This is a genomic window from Mycobacterium simiae, from assembly GCF_008370645.1.
GTDB lineage: Bacteria > Actinomycetota > Actinomycetes > Mycobacteriales > Mycobacteriaceae > Mycobacterium > Mycobacterium simiae_A.
In genome coordinates, this window is record NZ_VTZN01000610.1 from 1 (window position 1) to 310 (window position 310).

At 66.8% G+C, this 310-nt stretch carries 1 protein-coding gene; it reads right to left on the reverse strand.

Translation table 11 applies throughout. The features are described from left to right. The coding region (locus F0Q45_RS27090; RefSeq protein WP_149656710.1) for an HAD family hydrolase at positions 1 to 310 on the reverse strand (310 nt) is incomplete at both ends.

The window sequence follows — 310 nt, forward strand, 5'->3', positions numbered from 1 at the left end:
ATCATGGCCACCTGTAGCCCCATGGCGTGCAATTGACCGACCATGTCGGCGGCGTCGTCTTTGACCGTATCGGCCACTGCGAGCACCCCCACGACGTGGCCGTCGCGGCCGACGAACACCGCGGTTCGGCCCTGTTCTTCGAGTTCGGTTGCCGCTGCAGCCAGGTAGTCCGGAAGATCCAGAGCGTGCTCGTCGAGAAGCTTGCGCCGCCCCACCAGAACAGGGTGGCCGTCGAGTTCGGCCCGGACCCCGTGGCCGGCCAGGTTGGAAAACGCTGTGACGGCCGGAATCGTCAAACCGCGCTCGCGGG